Raw genomic sequence first — 22,082 nt, 5'->3', positions numbered from 1 at the left:
TCACAGCGGCTGACGGTATGCCCTGATCATCGGGTGGCCGGACGCGCGGCGAGGTCTGCGGCGATCATCGGCCACGTGTCGTGCAGGTCCTGCTCCCAGTACTCCCACGAGTGGGTCCCGGTGGGGCGGAACATGACCTTGTTGTCGACGCCGAGTTCGTTCATGCGCTGGGCCATCTGCTCGGTGCACTGATTCACCGCCGCCTCGATGACGCCACCCATGACGATCTGGTTGCCGAGGGTCACCGGATCGCCGTTGATCAGCGGCGAACCGAGCTGATCATTCGGACCGGGCAGGCCGCTGCCGCTGGTCATATACACCTTGGTGCCCTTGAGTTTTGCGGCGTTGACGTACGGATCGTTGGCCACCCAGCCCGGGCCGCCGGGCACACCCCACATGTTGACGATGTTGCCGTGCCCGCGGTCGCCGACAACCATGCGAATGTAGGCCAGGCCCAGCGGATCACTGGTGCGGGCACAGCCGCTGTAGGCGGCGACGGACTTGTAGAGGCCCGGAGCCGCGATCGCCAGATTCAGCACCGAGGTCCCGGCCATGGAGATACCGGCGATCGCGTTGGTGCCCGTCGTATCGAACTGCTTGTCGATCAGCGGCGGCAGCTCCTTGGTGAGGAAGGTCGTCCACTTGTTGCGTCCCAGCGCCGGGTCGTCCTTCTGCCAATCCGTGTAGTAGGAGAAGGCGCCACCGATCGGGGTCACCACGTAGACGTTCTTGTCCGCGAAGTACTGCGCATAGCTGGTCTTGGCTGCCCAGGTCGCCGAGTCCTCGCCACCACCGGCACCATTGAGCAGATACAGCGTCGGGGCCGGCTTGCTCTTGTCCTTGGGCAGCAGGATGGTGACCGGAATCAGCTTGTTCATCGACGCCGAGTACACGATCGCGGTGACCTGCTGCGGCGAATCATGCACCAGCGTCTGGATCTTCGACGAGTTCATCGGTGCGGGATTCGCCGGGTTGGTCGGGGTGGCCGACTCTGCGGCCGGGGATGTGGCGGTGGGTGCCGGGTCGGTGTCCGCCACACCGACACCCGCGCCGGTGACAGCACCGACGGCCACGGCGGTCGTCATCGCCGCCAGGACTCGCATCCAACTGCTACGCACCATTTGCCCCTTAAATCACATCAGTCACATTCGTAACAAGCGTAGCTCTCGTGGCCGCTGACCCGGAAATCGTGGGAGAGGTTGTTAGCCAGTTGTGACGATGCACCATCAGGGGCCGTATTGCCAGGTCGGGCTGGTGGCTCCGGACACACACATGATGGCCTTGCCCGCAGGCGTCTGCGAGACGGGCGGACCATCCGGGTCGCACGGGAGTTGCTACAGGGAGTGATCTGCGACGGACGTCGGTACAGAGCAGCGCCCGCTACTGGAGCGGTTCGGTCGGGAACGGGAGATGATTCCACGGTGAGTGGACGGAGTCGAGGAAGGGGCGGAGCCATTCGATGACGGCGACCACTTCTTTGCCCCAGGTGTCGGGGTAGGTGACGATACGGCCCGCGCTCATACCCAATCCGTATGCGCGCCATGATGAATAGTGCTCGATCGCGGAGTCCCGCGACGCGAGCGCGACGTTGCGCACGATGTTGATGTCGCCCCAGCCTTCGATGACACCCCAGCGCGCCAGGTTTCCGGCGCGCACGTAGTCGTAGGCGTCGAGTGCTTCGACCTCTTCGTCGGGCGCCAGGAGGCGGGCTCGGCGGAGCGTTTCCTCGGCTGCGCGGATGCCCGGGATCGAGGCGACGAGCACATCGGCGTATTCGGTCGATGCCTCCAGTCGCGCGGCCTCGTCCCGGAGGGCGCGCTCCCAGGTCGCGTCGTCGAGCGTCGGCACGTCGCGGGTCGCTCGCGCGGCGCGGCGGATGTCGGCGGCGTGGTAGGCCACCGAGTCGCCGTATCGGGAGGACACCAGACGGTTGAGGCGATCCATCCACACCTCGGCGTCCTCGATGCCCCACACGTCGTTGAGGATGTATTTCACGTTGCCGGGGGTGAGGTCGCCGATGTCGGTCAACGAGTTCCACCTGCCGCTGTTGGCGGCCACCATCGGCCCCGACATCGCCAGTCCCTGCGCGACCGGGCCGTACAGGTAGCCGTCGACGTCGACGGGCAGTGCCGCGGACGTGAAGTCGCGTGCCATCACATCGGCGAGCTTCTCGGGGCTGTCTTTCGCGCCCCATTCTCGTGGCGAGTCGTCTTGTGCCGCATCGTCGGCCGCTTGTCGCAAACGGCGCCGGAAGGCCATCAGTCGTCTCCGAACCAGTCGGGCAGACCGGTGAGGTCTGCGGTCAGCGGGAAGTCGAGGTTGCGCCACGGGCTCTCGACGGCGGTGAGCAGCGTCGCGAGTGCGGAGAGTCCGGCGTCCCACGCGGCACGACGCCGCTCCGGCGCCTCATGCAGCACCCACCCGGCGAGAGTCGACGTGCCGAACTCGGCCCAGTCGGCGAAGTCTGCGCCGGCCAGGTCACGTGCGGCGAGCAGCCCCTGCCGGACGGCCGCCCGGTCGCCGTAGCCCGACTGCTCACCCCAGCGGACCGCCGTTACGACGCGCGCGCATTGCATCCCGGTCAGCGAGCGCAATGCCGTGCCCTCGGGGAGGAGTCCCGTCTCGGCGATCCACTCGTCGACCTCGGCCACGGCCGGGCACAGGCTCTCGACGGCGTCGTGCGCGGACCGATCTTGTTCGCCTGCCGACAGGAACTCGTGCAGTTCACCCAGCCAATGGTCGAGGCCGATGGTGTGGCCGTCGCGCCGCATCATCTCGGCGCGGGCGCCCAGGACGAACCCGAGGTCGCCGAACACCCGGGGTTCGAGGCACTCGCCGAGGTGCGCCACCCAGTCCGCCGTGCTGTCGATGTGGTTGCGCGACAGAATGACTCGCGCCTCATACGTCGACAACCCACTGATCAGGAGACTGTTCCAGGCGGTCCCGCCGTCGACGGCCGACATCGCGTCGAGGGCGAGCGCCTGCGCATGCTCGTCGTAGAGCGGGCCGTTCGGGTCGGTGACGACGGTCGACGTCGCCGCCGCGTACACCCCGGCGCCGTATCTGGTGTTCGCGGTGCCGCGAACCATGCCGCGGTCGATCACGGCCGGCCCGGGAACGGCACGTTGGTCCACGGGCTCAACGGATCGGTCCCGAGCAGCTTCATCACCGCCACCGCGCCGGTATACGGTTCGTCGACCGGATAGCCGCCGTACAGCATGGTCGAGGCCATCGCGTACGACGCGGCGAACGACGCCCACGAACCGAACACGCCAGAAGCGTTGTGCCCGATGGCATCGACCATCTGTTGCACGGTGGCCGGGTCGGTATATCCCATCCGTGCGCCCGCCTGCGTCAGGTAGGCGGCAGTCGCCAGGTCGTGGCCGAACATCGTCACGACGCGTTCGCCTGCGGGCAGCATGTCGTCGGCGGCCAACTGTTGTTCGGCGTAGAAAGCCTTGACCGCCAGCCGCATCACGAGATCGGTGCGGTCGGGCTCCCAGCCGGCCTGCTCGGCGTGGTCGCTGATCGCGCGCAGCCAGTCGTCGACGTCGAGGTAGGCGGCACCGCTCCGTTCGAGTACTTCGTCGCGCAGGTCGAGGGCCGTCTCCGCGGCCTGTTCCCGGATGTGCTCGCCGCGGATCAACCGGTCGGTGACCGTCAGCCACGTGGCGGTGCTGTTGATCTGCCAGCGGCGAGCCAGGGTCATCTTCTCCTCGACTGATGCCTCGACGACTCCGGCCGGGGCGCCCGGGCGTTCCGGACTGTTCCAGAACACACCCAGTCCGACCGCGAGCGGCGTGCCGAGCGCGAGGACCGCCGCGTGCGGGCCGTGCGTCGGACCGTTCGGCGAGGTCAGGATCGGCGGTGCGAATCCAGGTGTCACGAGCTGCTCCTCGACAGACGCGGAGCGTGACTCTCAGCGCCCCCGAGTGAACTTATCGCACCGCCCCAGGACGTGCCGTTCACCCTTGATGCGACGACGAGTGATCAGTGCGGGCCGTGCCGCGCCGATGAACTCACTCCAGACTCGGCGAACAGATTGTGCAGCCGCCCTTTCCGTTGCCCGCGATTCTTACTCGGCGGCAACCTCCGCAGAGCTGGGCACGACCCGATGACGTTGACAAATATGATGGTCGCGTATTACCGGCGGAATACCCGGCGATTTCGCGCGCCGAATCAGGCCGATACGCTGGCCCCCATGGGCAGGGAAACGGGGACGTCGTCGACACCACGGAGTCGCACCGAACGCCAGCGCGCACGCAATCGCGGAAAACTGGTCTCGGCGGCGGCCGAACTCCTTGCCACCGCAGGCCCCGAAGGCCTCACCGTCACCGCGGTGACCGAGCGCGCCGACCTCGGGACCGGCACGTTCTACAACTACTTCCAGACTCGCGAGGAGATCACCGCGGCGGTGGTGCATGACGCCCTCGAGTCACTCGGTGCGCGCCTCGACCTGTTGACCGAGCCCATGACCGATCCCGCCGAGATCAATTCGTGCGCAATGCGTCACATGGTCACCAGCGCGGTCGGCGATCCACTCTGGGGCTGGTTGCTGGTTCGGCTCGGGATCGGGCAGCAGGAACTCCGCAACACCATCGGGCCGTTGCACCGCCGCGATGTACGCAAGGGCGTCGAGGCCGGACGGTTCTCCATCCCCGATGCCACGGTGGCGACCGCCATCTACTTCGGTGGTCTCCTCGCCACGATTCAGGCAAAGCTGAGCGGGGACGGCTCCGACAATCCGGACAGTGTCTTCGCCGAATACATGCTGAGGGCATTCGGCCTGTCCGACGAGGAAGCGCACGAGATCGCGTTCCGCCCGCTTCCGCCGCTCCCCGAACTCCCCGACTAAACACAGCCCCGACCACACCGCCCCGACCACACAGCCCCGACCGACACCGCGCCGCCGGTCCTCACCCGATCACATCCCGATAGCGGTATTCCGTTGCGACAGAGGCATTTTCACGAAGTTCGATCGCGCCACGCTGTCGCGGCTCGACCCGCAACAATTCTTCCCGAGACCCAACCTTTCCCGAGACCTATGCCCCAGTCACCGACCGATCGCCACCGAGAACCCAGGAGCGCAGACCAATGGCCGTCCGGCCCCCACGCATCGAGCCGCACACACCGGCCGACCACGAGGCCGGCGATGCGGCCGACCTGATTGCGGACGCCGAGATCGAGGGGGCGTCATTTCACGGGATCGACCTCACCGACCGCGCTCTCATGGGCCTCTCGCTCGCCGACTGCGAGCTGCGGGGGGCGACTCTCGACGGCGCCGATCTCACCTCCGCGCGCATTGCCGACTCACTGTTCACCCACCTGCAGGTACCGCGGTTGTCGCTGCCCCGCAGCTTCCTTCGTAACCTGCGCCTGGACAACAGCCGGATCGGCGCGTTCGACCTCTTCGACGCCCGAATCCGGACGATGGTGGTCACCGGCTGCAAACTCGAGCTGGTGAACCTGCGCGGCGCCGACGTCCGCGACGTCGTGTTCCGGGACTGCACCATCGGCGAACTCGACCTCGGCGAGGCGACGGTGACCCGGATGGCCTTCGACGGGACTTCGGTCGGCGCGATCGACACCCACCGCGCACACCTGTCCGATTTCGACCTTCGTGGTGCACGAGTCGGTGGCCTGCGGCATCTCGACGGATTGCGTGGCGCCGTCATCGACGACAGCCAACTCATCGAATTCGCCGGTACGTTCGCCGCCCATATCGGCGTTCGCGTCGAATAGTCCGGCGCGCGTCCCGCCGGTTGCGACTGCTGACGGTGTCCGTCGCAAGCTGTGGGCCGTCCTAGACTGGGACGGATGTCCGACGACCGCAACGAGCTGAGCGCCACCGTTTCTGCGTCGGCGGACCCCGATCGAGGCATGTTCTCGTCGCTGCGAATCCACAACTATCGCCTCTACTTCGGTGGGCAGGCATTGTCGTTGGTCGGCACCTGGATGCAGGCCACCGCACAGGCGTGGCTGGTCCTGACCCTGAGCGACTCGGCGGCGGTACTCGGGTTGATCGTCGCGTTGCAGGCCTTGCCCGTCCTGTTCTTCGGGCCCTATGCCGGCGTCATCGCCGATCGGGTCGACCGACGCCGACTCATGGTCGTGCTGCAGTCGGTCATGGGTGCCCTCGCCGCGGTGCTGGCGGTGCTGACCCTCGGCGGCTGGGTGCAGGTGTGGCAGGTCGGGGTCCTCGCGGTGCTCCTCGGCCTCAACAACGCCTTCGAGAATCCGGCGCGGCAGGCCTTCATCCATCAGATCGTCGGCGAATCCCGCATCCGCAATGCGGTGACCCTCAACTCGGTCATGGTCAACGCCGCGCGGGCGGTCGGCCCGGGCGTCGCCGGTCTGGTACTCGCCGCGGTCGGGTCTGGCTGGTGCTTCGCGATCAACGCGGCCAGTTTCGTCGCCGTGGTGGCGTCGCTGCTGGCGATGCGCACCGCCGAGATCTCCGTGGAAGTTCCGGTCAAGCGCGGTAAGGGACAGCTCCGCGAAGGCCTGCGCTACGTTGCCGGACGTCGGCTGCTGTGGGTACCGCTGGTGATGATGGCACTGGTCGGAACCCTCGCCTATGAATTCCAGGTCTCGCTGCCGGCCGCGGCGAAGGATGTCTTCGACGGCGGGCCGCAGGCCTTCGGATTCATGACGTCGGCAATGGGGGCCGGTGCCGTCGTCGGTGGTCTTCTCGTCGCTGCGCGCGGCACGACCGGATTGCGCACCCTGATCCTCGCCGCAGTCGGATTCGGCATCACCATCGCCGTCACCGCATTTGTTCCGCATCTGTGGATGGCCATACTCGCCCTGTTCTTCGTCGGCTGGCTCAGTGTGTCTTTCCTGTCGACCGGAAACGCGACCCTGCAGCTCAATTGCGAGCCGCAGATGCGCGGCCGCGTGATGGCACTGTGGTCGGTGGCATTCATGGGATCGACGCCCATCGGCGGCCCGATCATCGGATGGATCAGCGAATCGGCCGGACCCCGCACCGGCCTCGCCGTCGGCGCTGCGGCGTGCTTCGTCGCGGCGGGCATCGGGCTTGCGGTGCACCGGCGACGCGGACCTCATATGCCCCGGATGGAACCGAACACCTGAGTCTCTCCCGCACACGCCGTCGCAGTGGAATATCTCACGCCGCCCGGGCGATGAGTACCGTGCCCTGCGCCGGCCGCACCGGGCAAAACACCGTGCCCGGGTTGCACCTCTGCCAGGTGTTTTGGTGACACGATGGCAACGACGCAGCCCGAACCGGCCACCGTCGCCCGGTGGTCACGCCACCGCGTCGAACGCCTCTGACAGACCGAGTGACCGCTCGGGCCGACTTCGGAACTTCCAGCGACAGGGAGTAGCCTCACCCTCTGCGACGTGCGAAGAATTGGACGGAGGACTTCCGATCGTTACCGAACAGCCATCGACCGGTACCCCGGCGTCCACGAAGCGACCCCGCTCGAAGCCGGAATCACCCGGCAACGGTCGCCGTGACCCCGAGTCGATGACCGAACAATCGGTGGGCCCCCCGGCGGTGGCCGGACAGGCAGTCGACGCGCAGGCGGTGGACGGACAGACGGCGGACGGACAGGCGGCGGTGAGCGCACAAGCGGGCTCCTCGCGTCCGGCGAACAGCGCCGACCCCGCGCCCGTCAAACGCGACAAGCACCTCTACCAGATCGATCTGGTCCGGCTCGTCACCTTCGGCAGCGTGATCCTCGATCACGTGATGCTCAGCGTCACCGCGCCGACCAGCGTGGCCGCCGGTGCGGTCGAGGTGTTCCTGCGCTACACCCGCTACGGCTTCTTCACGCTCACCGGCTTCGTCCTGACGTATCAGTACCGCAACCGCGAACTGAAGGCCGTCCCGTTCTGGAAGCGCCGCTACAAGCTCATCGGTCTTCCGTTCGTGGTGTGGAGTCTTTTCTATTGGTTCTTCGTCCGCTACCACTTCGGTGGCGTCGGCGCGGTCGCCGACGGGTGGAACAGTTTCGACGCCGCCAAGCGATCGGTGAAGTCGATCGTCTACGACCTCATCACCGGCAATGCGTCGTACCACCTGTACTTCCTGTCGGTGAGTATGCAGATCTATCTGTTGTTCCCGCTGGTGCTGTGGATTCTCAAGCGCACCTGGGGTTCTCACCGCTACCTGCTTGCGGTGAGCTTCATCTTCCAGATGGTGATGATGTATGCGATGGTGCGTGCACCGATCTCATTCTTCACCTGGGGCGTGCAGGGCGAGATCTGGAGCCACCTCGTGGTGACGGTCATCCCCTACCAATTCTTCATTCTCGCCGGCTGCGTTGCCGCCATGCACTATGAGGCCTTCCAGGCGTTCATGAAGCGCTTTCGGTGGTACCTCATCGGGCTCAGCGCGGCGGTGATCGTCGCGACGTGGCTCTACTACCTGTATGTGGTCGACCGCGGTGAGGACCTGTTCCGCGCCACCAACGTCTTCATGCTCCACAACATGTGGTCGTTCATCGCGATCATCGTGATCCTGTATGGCATCGGCACGATCTGGCAGGAACGCCGACACCCCGGCTCGATCCCGGACCGATTCATGAAGACCGCGTCGGATCGCTCCTTCGGCATCTACCTCGCCCACGCGCTCGCGCTGTACGCATTGCTCCCCCGGATCGACGCCGAGTCCATCCCGGCCTTGCCGCGCGTCATCCTCGCCTACCTCGCAACCGTCGTGGTGACCGTGTTCATCGTCGAGACGTTGCGCCGCAGCCCGATCAGCCTAATCACCACCGGGCGCAACCGCATCGACTGGCGTAGCCAGAACGCCGGCACCTCGGCCCTGGCCGGCGTGGCGGGCATCGTCATCGGACTGGTCGTGCGCCTCGGCTTCGGTTGGTGGGTCGGCAACCTCATCGCCGCGACCGGCGCCTTCCTGGTGTTCTCGATGGCCCTGGTCTACTGGCGACAGCTTCACCACCGCGACGCGGAGTTCGTCGAAGAAACCGTGTGACACCCCGGCCCGGCCGGCAGTCTGAGTCGGTGATCCGATCAGCGCGGTGACCCGATCAGATCATCGACGCAGCGCGTCGATGACGAGTTGCGCGACACCGGCCTTGCCTGCCGCGTTCGGGTGATACGGCACCGGCAGCTCGAAGCCACGCAGCCACGGGTCGGCCGAGCACACCGTGTGCTCTGCGCCGACTGTGGCGGTTCGGATGATCTCGGCCCCGGAGATCTGGGCCGCCTCGGCGGTCGCCGTCGCGAGTTCGTCGTAGACCCGGATCGTCGCGTCGACCTCTTCCGGCGACAGCGCGAGCTTCGCGCACGTCGGGCCGCCGGCCACGACCACGGGCGGGTAGTCCACGAATACGATGCGGGCGGCGGGAGCCCGCGTCCGCACCGCGAACGCCGTCTCGATCATCTTCTGCTCGACCGCGGCGAAACGTTCGTAATCGGGCTCGGGGGAGATCCGCCGCCCCAGACCACAGATCCGCTCCGCGGCCGCCTTCAGCGCGTCGTGCGCCGAATTGCGGCAGCCCATCGCCGTCAGGCGCTGAACGTAGCCGACATCGTTGCCGCCGGTGGTGATGGTGACCAAGGACGTTCCGGGGGTCACTGCATCGATTTGAGGTTGCCGGACGAACCGTTGTGGCCGGTCGAGGATGTGGTCGGTGGTCGAGCCCGAACAGGTGGCGTCGACGAGGCTCATGTTCAACGCCGCGGCGACCTGATGCGGATAGTTGTCCGGACTGCGCAGGCACCGGTTACCGACGGAGTCGAGCCCGTCGGGCCCTGACGCGTACGAACTTCCCAGCGCCACGTACTTCTGCGGCGCAGCAGCGGTCGTGGCAACGGCCTCGGGCTGACGCTGAGCGGCGGTCTGTACCGTCGTCGAGTCAGCCGCCGACGGCACCGTCGCACTCCCGGGGAGTACGACGACGGCGGCAGCAGCCAACGCGGCGACGGCCGTCGCAACACGGCCGATGAGGACTCGAGACATCGTCGTACAGTTTCACACACGATCGCGCGGGTTGCGACGATCGCCCCGAGTTGAATTCGTCTCTCGGCTCAGAACCGGACACAGATGCCAGAAACGCGCCCGCCGCATCCGATTTCGGATGCGGCGGGCGTGTTCGCGATGTGATGGATGGGTACCGGCGTCAGCTCGCGTCGCTGCCGGCGTCGCCGGCCTTGCTCAGCTCGACGGGGGCATCGGGTAGCTCGCGCGGCTTGTCGGAGCCGACGAAGGTGAACTTGGCGTCTTCACCCTCACTCTCACCGTCCCAGCCCTCGACGTCGACCAGCACGATCTGTCCGGGGGTCAGCTCGTTGAAGAGAATCTTCTCCGACAGCTGGTCCTCGATCTCGCGCTGGATCGTCCGGCGCAGTGGCCGCGCACCGAGCACCGGATCGAAGCCGCGCTTGGCCAGCAACGCCTTCGCCTTGTCGGTGACCTCGATGGCCATGTCCTTGTTCCGCAACTGCGTCTCGACCCGGGTGATCATCAGGTCGACCATCTGGATGATCTCGTCCTTGGTGAGCTGGTGGAAGACGATGACGTCGTCGATACGGTTGAGGAACTCGGGCCGGAAGTGCTTCTTGAGCTCGTCGTTGACCTTGAGCTTCATCCGCTCGTAATTCGACTGCGCATCGTTGCCCTTGGAGAAGCCGAGTCCCACCGCCTTCGAGATGTCGGCGGTACCGAGGTTCGAGGTGAAGATCAGCACGGTGTTCTTGAAGTCGACCGTGCGGCCCTGGCCGTCGGTGAGACGACCGTCCTCGAGGACCTGCAACAGGGTGTTGTAGATCTCCGAATGAGCCTTCTCGATCTCGTCGAACAGCACCACCGAGAACGGCTTGCGGCGCACCTTTTCGGTGAGCTGGCCGCCCTCTTCGTAGCCGACGTATCCGGGAGGCGCACCGAACAGGCGCGACGCGGTGAACCGGTCGTGGAACTCGCCCATGTCGATCTGGATGAGCGCGTCGTCCTCGCCGAACAGGAAGTTGGCCAGCGCCTTGGACAGCTCGGTCTTACCGACGCCGGACGGGCCGGCGAAGATGAACGAGCCCGACGGGCGCTTGGGGTCCTTCAGGCCGGCACGGGTACGGCGGATGGCCTTCGACACGGCCTTGACCGCGTCCTCCTGGCCGATGATCCGCTTGTGCAGCTCGTCCTCCATGCGAAGCAGACGGGTGGTCTCCTCCTCGGTGAGCTTGAACACGGGGATACCGGTCCAGTTGCCCAGCACCTCGGCGATCTCCTCGTCGTCGACCTCGGCCACGACGTCGAGATCACCACTGCGCCATTGCTTTTCACGATCGGCACGCTCGGCGACGAGCTGCTTCTCCTTGTCGCGCAGCCCGGCGGCCTTCTCGAAGTCCTGCGCGTCGATGGCGCTTTCCTTCTCCTTGCGGGCCTCGGCGATGCGCTCGTCGAACTCACGCAGGTCCGGCGGTGCGGTCATCCGGCGGATGCGCATGCGCGCACCGGCCTCGTCGATCAGGTCGATCGCCTTGTCCGGCAAGAACCGGTCGTTGATATAGCGGTCGGCCAGAGTCGCCGCGGCGACGAGGGCACCGTCGGTGATGGACACGCGGTGGTGGCTCTCGTAGCGGTCGCGCAGACCCTTGAGGATCTCGATGGTGTGCTCCACCGACGGCTCACCGACCTGCACCGGCTGGAACCGGCGCTCGAGGGCGGCGTCCTTCTCGATGTACTTGCGGTACTCGTCGAGGGTGGTCGCGCCGATGGTCTGCAACTCGCCACGGGCGAGTTTCGGCTTGAGGATGGACGCCGCGTCGATCGCGCCCTCGGCGGCACCTGCGCCGACGAGCGTGTGCAGCTCGTCGATGAACAGGATGATGTCGCCGCGGGTGTTGATCTCCTTGAGGACCTTCTTCAGGCGTTCCTCGAAGTCACCGCGGTAGCGGCTGCCCGCGACCAGCGAACCGAGGTCGAGGGTGTAGAGCTGCTTGTCCTTCAGCGTCTCGGGCACCTGGCCGTTGACGATGGCCTGCGCGAGCCCCTCGACGACGGCGGTCTTGCCGACGCCGGGCTCACCGATCAGCACCGGGTTGTTCTTGGTGCGGCGGGAGAGCACCTGCATGACCCGCTCGATCTCTTTCTCGCGCCCGATGACGGGATCGAGTTTGCCCTCGGACGCCGCGGCGGTCAGGTTTCTGCCGAACTGGTCGAGGACCAGCGAGGTCGACGGGGTGCCGGACTCGCTGGAACGCCCGCCGGTACCGGCCTCCTGCGGCTCCTTGCCCTGGTAGCCGGAGAGCAGCTGGATGACCTGCTGGCGCACGCGGTTGAGGTCGGCGCCCAGCTTGACGAGCACCTGCGCGGCGACGCCCTCACCCTCGCGGATGAGTCCGAGCAGGATGTGCTCGGTGCCGATGTAGTTGTGGCCCAGCTGCAGCGCCTCGCGCAGCGACAGCTCGAGCACCTTCTTGGCGCGCGGCGTGAACGGGATATGCCCCGACGGCGCCTGCTGCCCTTGGCCGATGATCTCCTCGACCTGACTGCGCACGCCCTCCAAGGAGATGCCGAGCGACTCGAGCGCCTTGGCGGCCACTCCCTCGCCCTCGTGGATCAGGCCGAGCAGGATGTGCTCGGTACCGATGTAGTTGTGGTTGAGCATCCGCGCCTCTTCTTGGGCGAGCACGACAACCCGCCGAGCGCGGTCGGTGAACCGTTCGAACATTGTTCTCCCTCATTTCGCTTTCGCCCCCGGTCGCCCGCGTTCCGGTGTCACCACCGTGATCGGTGACCTTGATGGGCGACCACTGCAGATGGTGTCGGGCTACACGACGACCAGCTTGGTTCCACTCTAGAGGTCGTGCGGTGTGCACCTGCAGTTAACGCCCACCAGAAGTCATCGATCAGACGCCGACGACGGGGGTCTGCGCGGTACAACCGCCCAGCACACGGGCATGTTCCGGCTCGGCGCGCCCAGGGCTACGCCCAGAGCGAACGCAGGTGGCGGCGCGGCGCCGGCCGCTTGCTCATAGGGTGACGGTCATGCCCGCACCTGCCACGCCCACGCCCGCATTCGTCGCCGGACTCCCCAAGGCCGAGCTCCATGTGCACCTCGAGGGCACGCTGGAACCGGAACTGAAACTGGCGTTGGCGCAGCGCAATGGTGTCCGTCTGGACCAGACGACGATCGAGGACGTCCGCGCCTCCTATCGGTTCGACTCGCTGGCGAACTTCCTCGCGGTCTACTACCCGGCCATGACCGTGCTCGAACGCGAACAGGACTTCTACGACCTCGCCTACACCTACCTGCAGCGGGCCGCCGCCGAGGGCGTCGTCCACGTGGAGATGTTCTTCGACCCGCAGGCACACACCTCACGCGGCGTGCCCCTGGCCGACGTGGTCGGCGGTTACCACCGGGCCGCCGTCGACGCCGCCGGGCTCGGGGTGGATGCGGCCCTGATCATGTGTTTCCTGCGCGATCTGCCGGCCGACGGCGACGACCACAGTGCGGCGGCGACCCTCGACGCACTGTTGGCGTCACCGGAACTGACCGCGATGGTCGTCGGCGTCGGCCTCGATTCCGATGAGCGCGACAATCCGCCGGCAAAGTTCGCCGACGTCTTCGCCAGGGCCCGTGCCGCGGGCATGCACCTGACGATGCACTGCGACATCGATCAGCCCGACAGCATCGAGCACATCCGCCAGGCGGTTTTCGAGATCGGGGTCGAACGGATCGATCACGGCACCAACGTGGTCGAGGACGACGACCTGGTCGACGAGGTCGCCCGCCGCGGGCTGGGCCTCACGTGTTGTCCGGTGTCCAACGGTTTCGTCACCTCGGACATGAAATCGGCCGAGATCACGCAGTTACTCGGCCGCGGCGTGCCGGTCACGGTCAACAGCGACGACCCGGCGTACTTCGGTGCGTATGTGGCGGGTAACTACACCGCACTCGCCAAGCATGCCTCACTGTCGACCGAGCAGGTGATCACCCTGGCGCGCAATTCGTTTCTCATCTCCTGGATCGGTGACGAGCAGCGCGCCGGGTATCTCGCCGACATCGACGCCTACGTCGACGGTTTCACCGGCTGACGCGCCTGACATCGGCCGACGGCACGTATAACGCTCGAATGACAATCCTTACGCAACGCTAACGAGACTGCCGCGGCCCTCGATCACACCCATACGGAAGCCCACTTCCGAGGTCGGGAACCTGACAACCAGGAAGGCCGCATCATGACACCCACTCATATCTCGCTCAGGATCAAACGACTTCTCGTACTCTGCCTCGCCGTGGTCGGTGCGCTCGCCGGCACGGTGTCGGCCACCGCACTCGGCACCGGCACGGCGTCGGCCGCCCCATACGGCAGCGGCCACGGACTGTGCTTCGACATCAACTCGCCGCTCGCCCGCGACTCGCTGTCCCGGATCGGGCGCGACGTCAACGGCGGGAGCTGGGAGCCGGCCCGGGCCAGCACCAATCCGCTATCGGGCGGTTGCGATCTCGACTGGATGCTGGTCAACGGCAACGGGGTCGGCGACGCCACCTATCAGTCGCGGGTCCTGCTGTTCAGCAACGGACGGTTCCTCGGCACCGTCGACCCCAAGCCCTACTCCTATACCTCGATCGCCGGCGGGACACGCGGTTACGTGACGGTACGATACCGCTGGCTGCGTCCCGGTGACGCATTCTGCTGCGCGAGCGGCGGGCCGACCGACGTCACCGCATTTGCGCTCGGCGGCAACGTGATCCGACTCGGATCCTTCCCGCCGGCCTGACCGGCTCGACCCACACCGCAATCGTCGGGGAGCCCGGCGCCGGCAACTTTTTTCGCGATCCGGCGTCGGGTTTCGCGCATCGGCGACGACGATGAGGGTGTGAGTGGCGAACACAGCGGCCCCGGGGCTCTCCTCGAGGTCTACGACGCGGCCCTGCCCGCGGTCTATGGGTTCGTCGTGCGACGCTGCGCCGACCAGCGCATCGCCGAGGACGTGACCTCGGAGACGTTTCTGGCCGCGATGGACACCGTGCGGCGCGATCCCGGCACCGTGCCCAGCGTGCCGTGGCTGATCGGCGTCGCGCGGCACAAGCTCGCCGATCACTGGCGGCGGGCGCAACGCACTCCCGAGCCCGTCGAGAACCTGCCCGAACATCCCGGCGAGGATCTCGCCGACGCGCACCTCGACCGCTTGGTCGCCCACCACACCCTGGCGCAGTTGGCCCCGATCCATCGGTCGGCGCTCACCCTGCGCTACGTCGACGACCTCCCCGTCGCCGAGTGCGCCGAGATCCTCGACCGGACCATCGGCGCCACCGAAGCACTGCTGACCCGGGCCAAGCGGGCCTTCCGCGCGGCCTACCCCGACCAACCGTCCCGCCGAATCCGGGAAGGAGGACGCGCATGATTCACGACGACGCGGGCTTCGGCCCGGGCGCCGACCCGTTCACCGTGTTGCGCGCCTCGGATGCACCCGGGTGGGACGAGCCGGTGGCCCCCGACCCGGCCTTTGCCGCCCGACTGCGGGACCGGCTGGCGCGCGGGTCCACTCTTCCGAACGGAATCATCATGTCCGACACCATGATCGACGACCTCACCGCGTCGTCGACGGCCCCCGAGCAGACCACCCCGTCCCCGGTCGAACGCCCCGGAGCGCTGCCCTACCTCACCGTCCGCGACGCCGCCGCGGCGATCGACTGGTACCGGGATCATCTCGGTGCCCGAGTGCGCGGTGAGCCGATCCGCATGGGCGACAACCGGATCGGCCACGCCGAACTCGAGATGGGCGGCGGCGCCGTCTATCTCGCCGACGAGTTTCCCGACATGGGTCTGCGCGCACCGCAACCCGGCGGCGTCTCGGTGAGCCTGATGCTGCCGGTCGACGACACCGACGCCGCACTCGTCCGCGCCCAGCGCGGTGGCGCGGCGGTGACCCGCGAGGTCTACGAATCACATGGCAGCCGCAACGCCACCATCGTCGATCCCTTCGGACACCGGTGGATGCTCACCGGCCCGGTGAGCTCGGCCGTCGGCGTCACCGACCGCATCCGGCCCGGCGACATCGTCTACATGTCGCTGCAGACCCCCGACCGCGCCCGCGCGGCGAGGTTCTACGGCACGGTCCTCGGCTGGGAGTACGACCCGCAGACCCGCCAGGTGACCAACATCGGTCATCGGCTCGGGATCTTCGACGGTGACGGCTACGGGCCCGCAGGCACGCTGTACTGCGTGTACGCGGTCGACGACTTCGATCGCGCGCGGGCCGACATCCTCGCCGCGGGCGGCCGGGCCGGTGAGGTCAGCACCGTCGCGCGCGACGGCTACCGCGTCATGGAGGCCACCGACGACGAGGGCACCGCCTTCGCCGTCCACGTGCCCGGCACCGCGGAGCCCCGTCCGGACCAGCATCCACGCACTCCGGGCGCGATGTCGTATCTCACCGTGCACACACCCGACTCCGCGCGATTCCGGGATTTCTATGGGCGGGTGCTGGATTGGCGCTTCACCGCCGGACGAATCGGCGACGGCTGGGAGGTCGACGGGGCACATCCCCAGGTCGGCATCGCCGGTGGCGCCGACCGCACGATGACCGTACCGATGTGGAACGTCGCCGACATCGACGCCGCCGTGGCCCGCGTCCGCACGGCCGGCGGCACGGTGCTCGACGAGCCCGAACGGCAGGCCTACGGAATGACGGCGCGCTGCACCGACGATCAGGGTGCGCAGTTCTACCTCGGCCAGTTGTTCTGAGGGCGGGCCGCCGCCCCGTGCCGCGACGCTATCGCGGCCCGGGGTGCGACGCGTCGTACGCGTCCCGCGCCTCGACGACGACCGCAAGATTGCCCTGGACCAGGTCGATGAGCGCCCGCAGTCGTTGGGCGGCCTCGACACCGAGGTCGGTGAGCGAATACTCGACCTTCGGCGGGATCGATTGCAGCACAGTACGTGTGACGAATCCATCACGCTCCAGCGTCTGTAGCGTCTGGGACAGCATCCGCTCGCTGACCCCGTCGACCCGTCGACGCAGGCTGCTGAAACGCAGGTCCCCCTCGGCCAGTGCCGCAAGCGCCAGCACACCCCAGCGGCTGGTCACGTTCTGCAGGATGTCGCGGGATCCGCAGTCGCGGGCGAAGACGTCGGCCTCCAACCCTGCGTCGGCGGCCTCGGCATCCGCCGCGCCTGCCGCGGCGTCGGTGTCTCGCTCGAGTGCAGAACTCATGGCCGTCATTCTAGGGAAGACATACCGCCGGCGCTAACTTTTCGTCTGTGCACCCTGGCTTCTATTGCGCAGCACTAATCGTAAGTGCATTATGTTTGAGAAGCCGTTGATCTCGAACGCCGCCCCGCGGCGGACATAGGAGAAGTCATGACCACTTACGCCGTCACCGGAGCAACCGGAAAACTTGGCGATGCCGCTGTGCGCGCACTGCTCGATCGGGGCGTCGCCGCCGCTGATGTCGTCGCCATCGTCCGCGATCCGGCCAAAGCGGCGCCATTGCGTACCAAAGGCGTGGACGTGCGAACCGCCGACTACGGCAACCCCGGCGCTCTACGCGCAGCACTGTCCGGTGTCGAGCGACTGCTCCTGGTGTCCGGTTCGGAGGTGGGGCAGCGAGTTGATCAGCACCGCAACGTGATCGAGGCAGCAAAGGCCGCGGGCGTCGCACTGATCGCCTATACCAGCATCCTGCGCGCCGACACCTCACCGCTTTCGCTGGCGACCGAACATGTCGCCACCGAAGAGCTGCTCAACGATTCCGGCATTCCCTCGGTGTTCTTGCGCAACGGGTGGTACTGGGAGAACTATCTGGCCTCGGCCCCCACGGCGGTCGAGACCGGGACCCTGTTCGGCAGCGCCGGCGACGGAGTGATCGCGGCCGCGTCCCGCCTCGACTACGCATCCGCCGCGGCGGCGGCACTCGTCGACGCGACCGGCGGCGAGGTCTACGAACTCGCCGGCGATGAGCACCTCACATATGCCCAGATCGCGCAGGCGATCGCAGAGATCTCCGGTAGGCCGGTGGGCTACCGCGACCTCGCCGAAGCCGACTATGCCGCGGCCCTGACCGATGCCGGCATACCGGCACCGATGGCCGCGGTCCTCGCCGATTCGGATGCCGGAGTCGCCACGGGCGCCCTCGATTCCGACTCGACCGATCTACAGAAACTGATCGGGCGCTCCTCGACTCCGCTGGCCGAGGTGCTGCGGACGGGCCTGGCCGCCACCGACTGATCCGTGTCACCGACTGATCCGTGTCACCGACTGATCCGTGTCACCGACTGATCCGCGCCACCGACTGATCCGCGTCACCGACTGATCCGCGCCGGCACCCTCCCCACGTATGGCCGCGTGATTGACTGGTCGCCATGTGTGTGCCAGTGGTCCATGGGGGACGGTGACCGGTGTCGAGAGCACTCACCTCGTCGCTTCGTCGAGCGCGCCGTCGACTCCCGTTCGGCATCGGCACCGTCGCCATCGTCGCGGCCGTGGCGCTCGTCGCGGCGGTGGGGGCGGTCCTGGCCATCGGGACCCCCGATCGGCCGTCGACCCGACACGACTACGGTCTGCTGCGCTCGTATGTCCACGAACCCGATGTGGCATGGACGATCTCGAACACGACGCTGCCCGATTACACCTCGGGCGATCGCATCGAGGTCGTCGCGACCCGAGGTGATCGCTGGTTGGTGAGTTACCCGTCCGGGATCGGGCGGGCCTATCTGTTGCTCGACCGCGACAACGGGCACCAGGTGTGGGACCATCCGCTGCGGGCCGGCACCGGCAGTTGCGGGATGACCGCCGACGGCGTCGTCGGATGCGCGGTCAACGCCAACAGTGAGCTCGATCGCGGCTTCTATCTTCTCGACGAGGACGGCAACCACGGTGATCGGATGCCCCTCGAGGACACCGAACTGGTCACCGGGGTCGGCCCGAACTTTCTGCGGATCTCCTCGTCGGGGCACCAGGCCTCGATGTTCACCCCCGACGGCCACAAATTATGGTCCCGATCGTTCGCACAAGCGGCCACGGCGACCGTCCTCGACGATGGCCTGCTGCAGATCAGCACCAGCGACGCCGGGCGTTTCATCGTCGATCCCGCATCCGGCGCCGACCGTCTGCACTGCACCGACTGCACGATCACCGCGTTCGGAACCGGTGTCACCGTCGAACACACCGATCCGGATAATCGCATGTTCGACTCCTATGCGGTCACCGACGGCGTCCTCGACCCCCGACCCGTTGCGCACGTCGCCGGCATGCACGTCCTCACCGGTCCGTCCACGCTGGCCGTCTTGACGCGGACCGGCGACGCGCAGATGCAAGCAACCCAGGGCACCTATGTCGTGGTCGATCCGGCCAGGCCGGGCGCGTTGTGGCAGATCTCCGACGAAGAACTGTCCAAGGCCAACACCCGGCCCTGCGGCGACGCGGTGGCATTCGCCCTCAAGAGCCGGGCGCGGTCGATCTACGCACTCGCCGACGGCACGCATCTCGGCTCGCTGCCCGCCCCGGAGTTCGGCGACCCCGACGCGAACCTCGACAATCTGCGGTGCGTCGGGTCGAGTGGCAAGGACCTCATCTTCGCCAGCAACACCCGGATCAGCGCCGTCGACCCGGCCGCGGGTGGCTTCGCCTGGTCGGTCGACGTCAACGGGCAGGTCGATGCCGTCGACGGCTTCCTCGTCGCCCGAGAGGGGTCGAGCATGCGGGTTTTCGCGCCGAACTGACAGCCGAACTCCTACCGAGCACCCGACCACGTCGCCGCGACCTCAAACCTCGCTGTGGGCGGACTCACATCTGGGTGTCACTCGTCGGCATGACCTGCAATGGCCGTGCCTGCGCTCAGTGAACTCCCAGATTCGGTAACGAGCAGATAACGGAATGGACACGAAAGCCTGTACCGTCGGCCGCGGCCCATTTCCGGAAGGGATGGCCGAGATGTACCGATCTGCGAGCAATCCGAGTCTGTATTCGAGGTCCGAAGTTGGGGAAGCACTCCAAATCACGCGCGGCATTCCTGCCGCGCTCACGCAAGTCCATGCTTGCCGCCGCAATGATCCCGATGGTCGGCGTATGCGCAGCAGCCGCGGCCGCCGCCACCGACGACGCCCACGGGAGCGCGGCGTCGGCCCCGCCGTCGGCGGCCGCATCGGCGCCACAATCGCCCACCCAGTCGTCGGCACCGACTCGCACCAACACCCCGACGTCGCTGCCGACCCGTCCCGCAGCCGGCCCCACGGTGGCCCCGGTCCGAGCCGACACGGCACCACTGCCGGCGAGCGTGACCGACGGAGCGGTGCCGTCGATCAACTACCGCGCCTACAAGGCAGCGGCGGACAACATCGCCCGCACCCAACCCGCCTGTGGCATCGACTGGCGACTGATCGCGGGCATCGGGAATGTCGAATCCCATCACGCCAACAACGGCGACGCCGACTCGTCCGGTCGTCTGCGCGATCCGATCTTCGGGCCCACGCTCGACGGTTCGCTGGCCGGCAATGAGGTCATCACCGACACCGACGGCGGAGCCATCGACGGTGATCCGGTCCACGACCGCGCGGTCGGACCGATGCAGTTCATCCCGGCGACCTGGAAGAAGTACGGCGCCGACGGCAACGGCGACGGCGTGATCGACCCACAGAACGTCTTCGACGCCGCCCTGACCACCGCGCACTACCTGTGCGACGGCGGCCTGAACCTGCGCGACGTCGCCGGCCAGACGACGGCGGTGCTGCGCTACAACAATTCGATGACCTACGTCAGCGACGTCCTCGGATTTGCGCACGGGTACTGACGGGCACAGCCACCCGCAGTCGCCGGGGGGCGGCTACTCTGCGCCCAGAAAGGCCTGTAGCGCAGCGGAATACATCGGGACGTCGGCGGCACCCATGAGTTCGCGCGCGCTGTGCATGGCCAGTTGCGGAGCGCCGACGTCGATGGTCCGTAGCCCGGTGCGCGCGGCCGTGATGGGGCCGATCGTCGACCCGCACGGCAGATCGGCGCGGTGGACGTAGCGCTGCATCGGAACGCCGGCGGTGTCGCAGGCCAGCGCGAAGATCGCCTCCCCCACCGCATCCGAGGCGTAGCGGAGATTCTGGTTCACCTTGAGCACCGGACCGCCGTCGAGGGCGATGTGATGGCCGGGTTCGTGCCGCTCCGGATAATTCGGGTGGGTGGCGTGGGCCATGTCTCCCGACAGACAGACACTGCCCGCGACCGCCTGCAGATAGTCGGCCCGTGTTCCGCCACGCGACAATACGATTCGCTCGAGCACCGTGGCCAGCAAGTCCGATGCCGCGCCCCGCTCGGACCCGCTGCCCACCTCCTCGTGATCGAACAGCGCCAGCACGCGCGTGTGGCTCGACGGCGTGCCGTCGAGCAGCGCCCGCAGTCCCGCGTAACAGGTGCCCTGATTGTCCAGGCGCGGCGCGCTGAGCATGGACTCGTCGATGCCGATCAGCCCCGACGGCGTGACGTCGTGCGTCATCAGTTCCCAGCCGAGCAGCGAATCCGGTGCCACCGCAGCGTATTCGGCTACCCAACTCAGCACGTCGGGCGCATCTGCACCGAGCGACCACAGCCCGTCGAGATGCCGCTGTGGATCGAGCGTGACGCCCTTGCGGTCGGCCGACAGGTGAATCGCCAACTGCGGCACCCGGATCACCGGTTCGGCCACATGCACCAACGTGTGCTCGACACGGTCTCCCACGCGGTAGGCCAACCGGCCGGAGAGGCCGAGGTCGCGGTCGAGCCAGGAGTTCAGCCAGGCACCGCCGTAGGGTTCGAGGGCCACCGTCGACACGCCGGCACCGACCCGGTCGGGCCGTTGTTTGACACGGAGGTTGGGGCTGTCGGTGTGCCCGCCCACGATGCGGAAGTCGCTGCCGTCACCGAGATCCCACGCGATGATCGAACCGCCGCGGATCACGTAGTGGCGCTGCGGCACCACATCCGGGCTCTGCGCGGCATCGAGATTCCACTCGTGATCTTCGTGCAGCCGTCGGAAACCGGCCTCCGCCAACGTCTCCGCCACCGTGGCACAGACATGAAACGGCGACGGCGAGGCGTCGATGAACGCGCCGAGACCGGCGGCGGTCGCGGTGGTGGACAGGCGTGGTGTGGTCATATCTCCCAGACGTTCTCAGCC

At 67.2% G+C, this 22,082-nt stretch carries 19 protein-coding genes; 11 read left to right on the top strand and 8 right to left on the bottom strand.

The annotated features are described in order from the left end of the window. Window positions 1–26: 26 nt before the first annotated feature. The 4 genes from ACLQ3C_RS15490 to ACLQ3C_RS15475 form a co-directional block, all read right to left on the bottom strand. Window positions 27–1,121 (bottom strand): alpha/beta hydrolase, encoded by a 1,095-nt coding sequence (locus ACLQ3C_RS15490; RefSeq protein WP_425705974.1) that lies wholly within the window; start codon window positions 1,119–1,121, stop codon window positions 27–29. Window positions 1,122–1,380: 259 nt separating this feature from the next. Continuing rightward, window positions 1,381–2,259, bottom strand: a complete 879-nt coding sequence (locus tag ACLQ3C_RS15485; protein WP_425705973.1) for a DUF1266 domain-containing protein — start codon at window positions 2,257–2,259, stop codon at window positions 1,381–1,383. After that, window positions 2,259–3,134 (bottom strand): DUF1266 domain-containing protein, encoded by an 876-nt coding sequence (locus ACLQ3C_RS15480; RefSeq protein WP_425705972.1) that lies wholly within the window; start codon window positions 3,132–3,134, stop codon window positions 2,259–2,261. The genes ACLQ3C_RS15485 and ACLQ3C_RS15480 overlap by 1 nt, the downstream gene beginning before the upstream one ends. Continuing rightward, window positions 3,101–3,886 carry a DUF1266 domain-containing protein gene (locus ACLQ3C_RS15475; protein ID WP_425705971.1) on the bottom strand — a complete coding sequence of 262 codons (786 nt, stop codon included), beginning with the start codon at window positions 3,884–3,886 and terminating at the stop codon, window positions 3,101–3,103. Before ACLQ3C_RS15475 ends, ACLQ3C_RS15480 begins: the two co-directional genes overlap by 34 nt. A 315-nt stretch (window positions 3,887–4,201) precedes the next feature. Here ACLQ3C_RS15475 and ACLQ3C_RS15470 point away from each other — a divergent pair, with 315 nt between their 5' ends. The 4 genes from ACLQ3C_RS15470 (at window position 4,202) to ACLQ3C_RS15455 (ending at window position 8,965) form a co-directional block, all read left to right on the top strand. Next, window positions 4,202–4,855: a TetR/AcrR family transcriptional regulator gene (locus tag ACLQ3C_RS15470; protein ID WP_425705970.1), complete on the top strand. Its 654-nt coding sequence runs from the start codon at window positions 4,202–4,204 to the stop codon at window positions 4,853–4,855. A gap of 239 nt (window positions 4,856–5,094) precedes the next feature. Next, window positions 5,095–5,742: a pentapeptide repeat-containing protein gene (locus tag ACLQ3C_RS15465; protein ID WP_425705969.1), complete on the top strand. Its 648-nt coding sequence runs from the start codon at window positions 5,095–5,097 to the stop codon at window positions 5,740–5,742. Between the two features lie 75 nt (window positions 5,743–5,817). After that, entirely contained in the window at window positions 5,818–7,095 is a 1,278-nt protein-coding gene (locus ACLQ3C_RS15460) for an MFS transporter (protein WP_425705968.1), read from the top strand. A gap of 397 nt (window positions 7,096–7,492) precedes the next feature. Beyond that, window positions 7,493–8,965, top strand: coding sequence for an acyltransferase (locus tag ACLQ3C_RS15455; protein WP_425705967.1), 1,473 nt, complete (start codon window positions 7,493–7,495; stop codon window positions 8,963–8,965). 60 nt (window positions 8,966–9,025) lie between these two features. Here ACLQ3C_RS15455 and ACLQ3C_RS15450 read toward each other — a convergent pair whose 3' ends face one another. Further along, on the bottom strand, window positions 9,026–9,955 hold the full coding sequence (locus ACLQ3C_RS15450) for an SGNH/GDSL hydrolase family protein (protein WP_425705966.1): 930 nt from the start codon (window positions 9,953–9,955) through the stop codon (window positions 9,026–9,028). 160 nt (window positions 9,956–10,115) lie between these two features. Further along, window positions 10,116–12,662 carry an ATP-dependent Clp protease ATP-binding subunit gene (locus tag ACLQ3C_RS15445; RefSeq protein ID WP_425705965.1) on the bottom strand — a complete coding sequence of 849 codons (2,547 nt, stop codon included), beginning with the start codon at window positions 12,660–12,662 and terminating at the stop codon, window positions 10,116–10,118. 317 nt (window positions 12,663–12,979) lie between these two features. Here ACLQ3C_RS15445 and add point away from each other — a divergent pair, with 317 nt between their 5' ends. From add to ACLQ3C_RS15425, 4 genes are all read left to right on the top strand, one after another. Further along, window positions 12,980–14,029, top strand: a complete 1,050-nt coding sequence (gene add, locus ACLQ3C_RS15440; RefSeq protein ID WP_425705964.1) for an adenosine deaminase — start codon at window positions 12,980–12,982, stop codon at window positions 14,027–14,029. Between the two features lie 144 nt (window positions 14,030–14,173). After that, window positions 14,174–14,716 (top strand): LppP/LprE family lipoprotein, encoded by a 543-nt coding sequence (locus tag ACLQ3C_RS15435; RefSeq protein ID WP_425705963.1) that lies wholly within the window; start codon window positions 14,174–14,176, stop codon window positions 14,714–14,716. 99 nt (window positions 14,717–14,815) lie between these two features. Then, window positions 14,816–15,343, top strand: a complete 528-nt coding sequence (locus tag ACLQ3C_RS15430) for an RNA polymerase sigma factor (protein ID WP_425705962.1) — start codon at window positions 14,816–14,818, stop codon at window positions 15,341–15,343. Then, on the top strand, window positions 15,340–16,686 hold the full coding sequence (locus tag ACLQ3C_RS15425) for a VOC family protein (protein ID WP_425705961.1): 1,347 nt from the start codon (window positions 15,340–15,342) through the stop codon (window positions 16,684–16,686). Before ACLQ3C_RS15430 ends, ACLQ3C_RS15425 begins: the two co-directional genes overlap by 4 nt. Window positions 16,687–16,714: 28 nt before the next feature. On the opposite strand, the gene ACLQ3C_RS15420 is transcribed toward ACLQ3C_RS15425, so the two are convergent. Continuing rightward, complete coding sequence (locus ACLQ3C_RS15420) at window positions 16,715–17,155, bottom strand: winged helix-turn-helix transcriptional regulator (protein ID WP_425705960.1); 441 nt, start codon at window positions 17,153–17,155, stop codon at window positions 16,715–16,717. Between the two features lie 147 nt (window positions 17,156–17,302). Here ACLQ3C_RS15420 and ACLQ3C_RS15415 point away from each other — a divergent pair, with 147 nt between their 5' ends. The 3 genes from ACLQ3C_RS15415 to ACLQ3C_RS15405 all read left to right on the top strand — a co-directional run bounded on the left by ACLQ3C_RS15415 (window position 17,303) and on the right by ACLQ3C_RS15405 (window position 20,729). Next, a complete protein-coding gene (locus tag ACLQ3C_RS15415; RefSeq protein WP_425705959.1) occupies window positions 17,303–18,169 on the top strand; it encodes an SDR family oxidoreductase in 867 nt (288 codons plus the stop codon). Window positions 18,170–18,339: 170 nt separating this feature from the next. After that, on the top strand, window positions 18,340–19,662 hold the full coding sequence (locus ACLQ3C_RS15410; RefSeq protein ID WP_425705958.1) for a hypothetical protein: 1,323 nt from the start codon (window positions 18,340–18,342) through the stop codon (window positions 19,660–19,662). A 257-nt stretch (window positions 19,663–19,919) separates the two neighbouring features. Further along, window positions 19,920–20,729 (top strand): lytic transglycosylase domain-containing protein, encoded by an 810-nt coding sequence (locus ACLQ3C_RS15405; protein WP_425705957.1) that lies wholly within the window; start codon window positions 19,920–19,922, stop codon window positions 20,727–20,729. Between the two features lie 33 nt (window positions 20,730–20,762). On the opposite strand, the gene ACLQ3C_RS15400 is transcribed toward ACLQ3C_RS15405, so the two are convergent. Next, entirely contained in the window at window positions 20,763–22,061 is a 1,299-nt protein-coding gene (locus tag ACLQ3C_RS15400) for a M18 family aminopeptidase (RefSeq protein WP_425705956.1), read from the bottom strand. Window positions 22,062–22,082: the final 21 nt, after the last annotated feature.

The organism is Gordonia sp. DT30 (assembly GCF_049844915.1).
Classification (GTDB): domain Bacteria; phylum Actinomycetota; class Actinomycetes; order Mycobacteriales; family Mycobacteriaceae; genus Gordonia.
The sequence above is the reverse complement of the archived record's forward strand: the minus strand, read 5'-3'. Positions and strand labels throughout refer to the sequence as shown.